Origin of the sequence: Rhizobacter sp., assembly GCA_021153565.1 — a bacterium.
Taxonomy (GTDB): Bacteria; Pseudomonadota; Gammaproteobacteria; order Burkholderiales; family Burkholderiaceae_C; genus Albitalea.
On the sequence record JAJKJU010000106.1, the window covers coordinates 1 to 8192 of the forward strand.

5 protein-coding genes are annotated in these 8192 nt (G+C 62.2%); 3 read left to right on the forward strand and 2 right to left on the reverse strand.

Annotated features, from left to right (window positions below; translation table 11 throughout):
- Positions 1 to 419: 419 nt before the first annotated feature.
- Complete coding sequence (locus AC30NL_RS06530; RefSeq protein ID WP_489463201.1) at positions 420 to 1478, forward strand: choice-of-anchor A family protein; 1059 nt, start codon at positions 420 to 422, stop codon at positions 1476 to 1478.
- A 383-nt stretch (positions 1479 to 1861) separates the two neighbouring features.
- On the opposite strand, the gene AC30NL_RS06535 is transcribed toward AC30NL_RS06530, so the two are convergent.
- The gene (locus AC30NL_RS06535) at positions 1862 to 3325 is read right to left on the reverse strand and encodes an alkaline phosphatase family protein (protein ID WP_489463202.1); all 1464 of its coding nucleotides are present in this window, start codon (positions 3323 to 3325) and stop codon (positions 1862 to 1864) included.
- Positions 3326 to 3956: 631 nt separating this feature from the next.
- Here AC30NL_RS06535 and AC30NL_RS06540 point away from each other — a divergent pair.
- Both AC30NL_RS06540 and AC30NL_RS06545 read left to right on the forward strand, forming a co-directional pair.
- Entirely contained in the window at positions 3957 to 4991 is a 1035-nt protein-coding gene (locus tag AC30NL_RS06540) for a c-type cytochrome (protein WP_489463203.1), read from the forward strand.
- Positions 4988 to 7282 (forward strand): putative bifunctional diguanylate cyclase/phosphodiesterase, encoded by a 2295-nt coding sequence (locus AC30NL_RS06545; protein WP_489463204.1) that lies wholly within the window; start codon positions 4988 to 4990, stop codon positions 7280 to 7282. Before AC30NL_RS06540 ends, AC30NL_RS06545 begins: the two co-directional genes overlap by 4 nt.
- A gap of 200 nt (positions 7283 to 7482) precedes the next feature.
- On the opposite strand, the gene AC30NL_RS06550 is transcribed toward AC30NL_RS06545, so the two are convergent.
- Entirely contained in the window at positions 7483 to 7698 is a 216-nt protein-coding gene (locus AC30NL_RS06550) for a hypothetical protein (RefSeq protein WP_489463205.1), read from the reverse strand.
- Positions 7699 to 8192: the final 494 nt, after the last annotated feature.

Sequence of the window (8192 nt, forward strand, 5' to 3'; positions counted from 1 at the left end):
AAGCACAGCCATAGCCCGGGCTATGGCGAGCATTTGCAACGACGAGCAGGGGTCTTTTGGCGTGATGAGCGGGCATGATCGAAATACTCTCAGCCTCTCAGTCCTTCCTGGTACGCATAAGGACATGGCCCGGAATAGTTTCCGTTTTGGGGGCGCTGGGCGGGATGCGATGCAAGGCGCTCCTCACTTGTGTGGCCTGCCACACAAGTGAGGAGCAACGCCGCAGCGCGCCCGCCCAGCGCCCCCAAAACGGGAAATTGTTTCGGGCCATGTCCTAAGGATCCCACCACGCGCCGGGCTTTGCGATGCGGGCAGTTTCGCGAGCGTCGGCCCCTCATTCGCGGGGTTTGGTGCCTGGCGGGGCTCCGCAAAAGCCCCTCCCCCTTACGATCCCGCCTCGTTAACTTGATGTGTCTCCCATGATCCCCTCTCCTCTGTCGACGCTCGTCCGCGCCGCCGTTCACTCGATCGTCCTCGCTGCTGCCGTTCCCCCCATTGCCATGGCCGCGCCGCTCACGGCGCAAGAGGTGATGCAGCAGTTCAACCTCGTCGTGCTGGGCGACACCACGTCCACCAGCGACGTCGAAGGCCGGAGCTTCATCGGCGGCAACCTGCAAGGCCCGGCCACCTTCGCCAGCCGCACCCTGCCGGCGTCCACATATGCCGGCCTGACCGTTCTCGGCAATGCCTCGCAGATCAACGTCAACAACAACGGCGTTGCTGACGGCGGCTCTCTCAGCAACACGAACGTCAACAACGGCGGCGGCGTGGTGTTCGGCAACAGCATCAACACCAACTTCAACGGCAGCACGCCGTCCTATGTGGCCGGCACGCGCAGCGGCAATGCCAACAGTGGCATCGTTGCCTCGCCGGCCGTCAATCCGACCCTGCAAGGCTACGCCGATGCACGCAACAGCACCGACTTCGGTGCGGTGATGGGCGAGGCATCCGCTGCCATCAAGGCGCTGACCGCCAACAGCACCATCGCGATCAACGGCAGCAAGGCTACCTTCACTGTCGTGCCGGACGCCGCGGGCCGAGCCGTGTTCGACATTGCCAACGACGCCACCTTTTTCGCCACTGTCCATGAGTTCAACTTCGTGCTCGGCGACGCCACCTCGGTGTTCATCAACAGCGACCTCGCCAGCGGCACGCTCAACGCCAACTTTCTCGGCAGCTCAGCCCAGGCGATCGGCGCCAAGGTGATCTGGAACTTCAGTGATGCCACCGCGCTCACCATCGACAGCCAATGGGGAGGCTCCGTGCTGGCGCCACACGCCGCGGTGACCACCTCGAACAACATTGAAGGAACGCTCATCTCCGCCAGCCTGACGCAGCATGGCGAGATCCATCAGCAGCAGTTCACCGGCACGCTGCCGGTGGCCGTCGTTCCCGAGCCGCAGACGTGGGGGCTGATGCTCGTTGGCATCGCCGCGCTGGGCGGCATCGCACGGCGCAGGCAACAGTCAGGCCACTGAACCATCGGCTCTGGGGCCCTTGGGGGCCCCTTTGTTCGGTCGTTCTCAGGAAGACCGAGGTGCCCCGCAGTGCTCGCCCGCGATGCGCGAGCCAATGCAGCGGGCACGCGCTGGACGGTGCGCTTGACGAACCACCTCGGCTGCCAATCCACAGGGTCTCGCTGTAACGACGATGCGGCCCGATGCAGTATCGCCGAGGTCGAGGCGTCACAGTTCGAACCGCCATTGTGTAGCGGTCGAATGCCGTGTGGGCGATGCGCCTGTGCGCCATGGTCAGCCAGTAGTCTTTGACGTCTGGTCTGCGACAGTGGAGTCGAGACGTTCCGGGCCTTCCCTTTGGCCGTTGACAAACTCTTTGAAGACTCAGCCGCCTCAACACTACATTAGTTGCTAGCCATTTTTTCCTTCATACGGTGAACCTGAGCGTGAACGGAGACTTCGTTGATGTACTGCACAAGTTGCAGTCGAAAATTCGGGTCGGCCAGCGATGCGCGACGCGCGGCATCGTAGCTCGCGGGAGACTGAGGCGTGATGTTGGCAATCGGTGCCTTGCCTGTCTGGTTCGAAATCTCTCGATCGAGATCCATGGAAATGAGCGACATGCCTGCGAGAAAGCCGTCGACGTCCTTGGGTACGGTCACGGCGGGCATCGCCTTTTGCGCAAGCTCTGCTGCCTTGGGCTTGGCGGGGGCTGACAGCACTGCCGGACCATCCCCCGCATCCGCACGGGCGTTCGCATCCAGGCAAGCGTTCCAACTGGGCGCAGCGGCATCTCGCCCAGTGAGCGGGGCACCCAGACCGAAGTTCTCAAACACAGACTTGATGACTGAACTGTGGTCAAACGTCGCTCCCGGAAACAGCTCGCTCCCCAGTTTCCCTCGTGGAGCCAGGGGCGAGATCAGGAGCGCCGGAACACGAACGCCAAGACGGTCAAAGGCGAAACCGGGATCGTGGCCATCCGTGGGCTTGTTGTAGGGCGTGTCGCCAGGAGGCGCGACATTCGCGGGCGGCGGGACATGATCGTAAAAACCTCCATGCTCATCCCAAAGAACCAGGAGCACGCACTTGGACCAGATCGGCGATGCTCGCAGCGACTCGTACACGTACTTGATGAGTTTCTCGCCAGCACTGACGAGCCCGCGCGGATGCTGGGAGTCACCGTTTCGGAACTGGCTGAAAATCTGCAAGGCATAGTCCGGCTCGATGAAGGTGTAGGCGGGGCCGTACGAGGCGCTGTTCACGTCAGTGGCGAAGTCGGAGAAATGGGGATTCGAAGGGTACGTCGGGCAGAAGTTCTCGGCACTGGTCAGATACTTCTCGCCCAGTCCAGGCATTGCCAGCACCTGAGGGTGGACGTCCCCGTGGTAGACGCGCCATTTCTTCTGCTGCGAATCAAGACGATCGTAGATTGACCCGTTCTGAAACTTGAACGGCGTGGCTGGAGAGATGACCGCACCGCCCTCCTGAAACTGGGTGGGGCTGGTTGCCAAGCCTCCACTGGACGCCGCGTGCACAAAGAATCGATTGGGCCAGGTAGGACCTGGCACCGAGGCGAACCAGTTGTCGAAGAGGACGAATTCGTCGGCGAGTTGGCTTATGACCGGTATCTGTGATGGCTCGAAGGCCAATTTGGCGGTCTTGTCGAAACCCGCCATGGTTCCCCCCGAAATTTGAGTCTGCACATCCGCGTATTCGTGGGGTGGATCGTAGGAAGCCCGATCCGTCGCGCCGGGACTGAACTCCGGATCAGTGGGCTTAGGAACTGACGGACGTCCAGAAAGACCAAAGAAATGGTCGAATGAACGGTTTTCGAGCATCAGAACAAAGACGTGGTCGACCGGTGTCACGGAGCCTCCTTGATTGCTGGTGTTGTGTAGCGGTGCTGCTCCGGCGCCGGGCCACCGCAATATCGATTTGCCTTTGGGGCCGCCACCTCGGCGAGTTTGTATCTTGGGCCGCAGGGAGCGTGCCGAGATATGGGGCAAATGATACGCACCCACCCGAGCGAAGCATGCGCAACGCGGATCTGTCGCGGTAGTGGGTGTCGGCAAGAACGCTGTTCAGCCCACCGAACCCCGAGCATGGTGTCCAGGTGATCCCTGCGCAAGCGGTGCAGCAGGACTTCAGCGAATTACGCACTGCCGACCTGTGGCGGCGCCTACGGGCAGCTCGACATGGGCCTGCAGTACAAGGCAACCGACAAGCTGACCTTCGCCTTCGAAGGACAGAATCTCACCGACGCTACATACAAGCAGTACATGACACTGGAGAGAGCTTCGCGCGAATAGACACGAGTTCGGATTCTTGCTGGGCTGTATGCCGAAAACGTAGATAGTTCACCATGGACAAAAGTTCAGCGGCCCCTTCCGTTAAATCGGTCCCATGACGCTCGAAGCCCTCCGGCTGAGCATCGAATTGGTCATGGAACAATCAAGATCTTCATCGAACCATCGCAAAAATGCGATGTAAGCATCCATCATGAACATGCAACGTCTCCTCTTCTGCTTGGCCCTGAGCGCACTCGGCAGCGCGCAGGCCTTCGACACCGCCCCCCATCGCGTCGGCGACATCCTTGACACGGCCGCGGCCCAGGCGCTACAGGCGCGCTACGAGGCGCGGCCAAAGCAGCCTTGGCGAGAGCCCGACGAGGCGCGCATCCCAAGCGGCGTCGAGGGCGAGCAAATCCGCGACGGCATCGACCTCATGCGCAACACCTCCCGTCGCGTGGGCAAGCTGGCGCCGGACGCGACCAAGCGCATGGGCTGGAACAGCCTGAACTGCGTGAACTGCCACCAGACCGGCCCTTCGGGACTGCCGGGCAGCAAGAGGTTTGCGCTGCCGCTGGTCAACGCCGTCAACGACTACCCGAAGTTCGACGCCAAGTCAGGCAAAGTGATCTCGCTCGAACAACGAGCGCTCGGCATGTTCGGCGCTGGCGCCGTACCCATCAAGGTGGACACACCCGAGTTCCAGGCCATCATGGCCTACCTGCGCTGGCTTGGCCGCGAGACGAAACAAGGTGCCGCGATGGACGGCACCGGGCTGATGCCTATCGAGCCGATCGCACGTGCAGCCGACCCGAAGCGCGGTAAGGTGCTGTTCCAGGCCAAGTGCCAAGCCTGTCACGGCGCCGATGCGTCGGGCCAGCGCAAACCCGATTTCGACGTTGGTGGCGGCTATCTGTTCCCCCCGCTGGCCGGTGACGACACCTATGACAATGCCGGGCACATGTTCGCTGTGCCGCTGCTGGCGCGCTACATCGCCGCCTCGATGCCATTGGGTGCGACCTACGACAAGCCACAACTCACAACCGCCGAGGCACTCGACATCGCTGCATACGTGAACGACGACAGCATGCCGCGCCGCCAAAACCCAAACCGTGCCAAGCTCTATCCGGATGCCGCACTGCGTCCGCAGGGTTACGCTATTCCCGAACACTACGCCGGCCAACCGCCCGAGGCCTACCAACGCGCCAAGTTCGGGCCCTTCCGCAATGTCAACGAACACTATTGAATCCCCAAGCCAAAACCTATTGGAAGTCAGTTTTCCTGCTGGGTGCGGTGCTCGTCGCCGCGCTGGCATTCGTCTACACGCGAGGCCATCGCCATGACGAATCCAGTTACCTGGAGAACGTCACGCAACTGCGGCATCTCAAGCAATTGGACGCGGAGTGGGACGCGGATCTGCTGAAGTCCCGCATCGGCATCAACACCAGCTACGACCCCCTGGCCGGCTCCTTCAGCAAGTTAAGCGCTCTGCTGCAGAAGTCCGCCGCCGGGTTGGGCACACGAACCCACGAGAAAGCGTTCGGGCTGGCCGACAGCGCGGCACGGTTGCAAGCAGTCGTCCAGGAGAAGGCCTCCCTGGTCGAGCGCTTCAAGTCGGGCAATGCCGTGCTGCGCAACTCACTAATTTACCTGCCGGTCTCGGCGCACGAGCTGCAAGAAGCCCTGGGCCACAGCCACCCAGATCACCCCGACGCTTTCGAAGCGGTGAACGATGCCCTGCTGGCTGTCATGCTGTACAGCCAGGAGACCACGGACGAGCGGGCTACCGCAGTTGCCACAGCAATGCGCCGGCTCAATGGCGAGCGCGACCTTCAACCCGAGGCAGCTGACATGCTGCGGGTCTTCGGCGCTCACGTCGATGCCGTGCTGCGCGAGCAGAAGACAGTGAACGATCTGATCCATGTCATCGCGCTGCTGCCCACCGCCGCCCGCATCGATGAAATCGACAACCTGCTGGGCAGGGAGCAGCGCCTCAGCAGCTTGCGCAGTGAACGCTATCGCCAATACCTCACGGCTTTCGCCATCGTGCTGATCGGCCTGCTGGTTTATGCGGGCGTCCGCGTGGTGCGCGGCCATCGCCTGCTGAAGGAAAGCCGCGACCAACTGCTGGAATACGGTCAACGCCTTGAAGTCATGGTTGCGGATCGCGTTGCAGCCCTGCGCAAAAGCGAGGCCAGCATGACTCGCCTGGCCCAGTACGACTCGCTGACGGGGCTGCCGAATCGCAATCTGTTCCGCGACCGCCTGACCCAGGCCATGAACCGCGCCCGCCGGGGCAGACGCCAGATGGCCCTGATGTTCGTGGACCTCGATCATTTCAAGCAGATCAACGATTCGCTGGGGCATGCCGTCGGGGACGAGGTCTTGAAGGCCGTGGCCCAGCGCCTGCGTGAATCACTGCGTGACGCCGACACGATCTCCCGCCTCGGTGGCGACGAGTTCACTGTCATTGCGGAGGACATCGCCGATTCGGTCCATGCCGAGCTGGTCGCCAGCAAGTTGAAGGAAGCGCTGATCCGGCCCATGCTGCTCGATGGGCGAGAGCTGGTCGTGTGCGCCAGCATCGGCATCGCCCTGTACCCCTGCGATGGCCGGACGGATGACGCGGTCGGCGAAAGCCTTCTGCAAGCGGCCGACATCGCCATGTACCGGGCCAAGCAGACGGGCCGAAACGCCCATGCCTTGTTCGAACCGGCCATGGCGCTGGCCATCAACGAAAGCGTCACCATGGGCGGCCTGCTGCGCCAGGCCCTGGAGCGCGGTGAGTTCGAGCTGCAATACCAACCCAAGCTCGAGCTCGAGCTCGATACTGGCCGCATCGCGGGGGTCGAGGCGCTGCTGCGCTGGAACAGTCCCGTGTTGGGGGCCGTGCCGCCGTCGAAGTTCGTCCCCCTGGCCGAGGAAATGGGCTTGATCGTGCCGATCGGCGAATGGGTCCTGCGCACCGCGTGCCGGCAAGGCCAGGCTTGGCAGCTGGCCGGCCTTGCCCCGATTGCGGTGGCCGTGAATCTCTCGCCGCGCCAACTGCGTGACCCGAAGCTGATCGACAAGATCGATGCGGTGCTGAAGGAAACCCAGTTCCCCCCGTCCTTGCTCGACCTCGAGCTGACTGAGGGCCTGATCATGGAGGACGTCAAAGGTTCGAGTGACACCTTGTCGGCCATCCGTGGCCTGGGCTCCAGCCTGGCCATTGACGACTTCGGCACCGGCTACTCCTCGCTGGCTTATCTTTCCCGTCTGCCGGTGCAGTCACTGAAGATCGACCGTGCCTTTGTGGCCGCCATGCTCGAGGACGCGAACGGAACGACCCTGGTCGCCACCATGGTGACGCTCGCCCATTCCCTGAAGCTGAAGGTCGTGGCCGAGGGCGTGGAAACGCAGGAGCAGCAGCAACTGCTCGGACGTCTGCGCTGCGATCAGATTCAGGGCTACCACTTCAGCCAGCCGCTCAGCGCTGCGCAGTTCGAAGCCCTGGCGCGCGACAACGGGGCCGCGTGGTTGCCTAGCGCCCAGTGAGAACCGAGGTCTGCCTCGCTCGCAAGGGGCAAGTAATTCGCGTTTCGCAGTTAGGACTTGGCCCGGAATAAGTTCCCGTTTTGGAGGCGCTCCGATGCAAGGCGCTCCTCACTTGTGTGGCGAGCCACACAAGTGAGGAGCAACGCCACAGCGCGCCCGCCCAGCGCCCCCAAAACGGGAAATTGTTTCGGGCCAAATCCTTAGCGAATACGCTTGAATGTCAAACGATCAATCAAGGATTCGCTGCGTGTCGATCGACGGTGCTCGTCGACGATCTCAACCAAACCGTCACGGGCCATGTCGTGCAATTCCCGCGCAGTCGCATCGAAAACGTAAGGGTTTTCCAATGCCGAGCCTACACGTGGCAGTTCCTGCTGCACGCCGAATTCCGAATCCAAATAGGCACTTTGAGCCAAGGTCCGCATGCTGTACTCCCGCAAAGCCCCAAGACAGGACTGTCGAACGATGCCGCAGAGCAGACGGAGGCGTTGCCACCTTCGTGTTCACCTGCTTTGCGCATTGCCCGGCGTCGTTAGGACATGGCCCGGAATAATTTTCCGTTTTGGGGGCGCAGGGCGGGATGCGATGCAAGGCGCTCCGAGCGCCATGTGGCGAGCCACACAAGCGAGGAGCAACGCCGCAGCGCGCCCGCCCTGCGCCCCCAAAACGGGAAATTGTTTTGGGCCATGTCCTTAATGCTATCGGCGCCGGCAGCCGGCAGTGTAACGGTCTGCGACTCATGGCGAATGAGGCTTTTCGATCTCGATGCGTTGGCCGCGAGGCGCAGCCCTCATCTGAGAGGCTGAGAGTATTTCGATCATGCCCGCTCATCACGCCAAAAGACACCTGCTCGTCGTTGCAAATGCTCGCCATAGCCCGGGCTATGGCTGCGCTTTGCGCCTAGATCAGG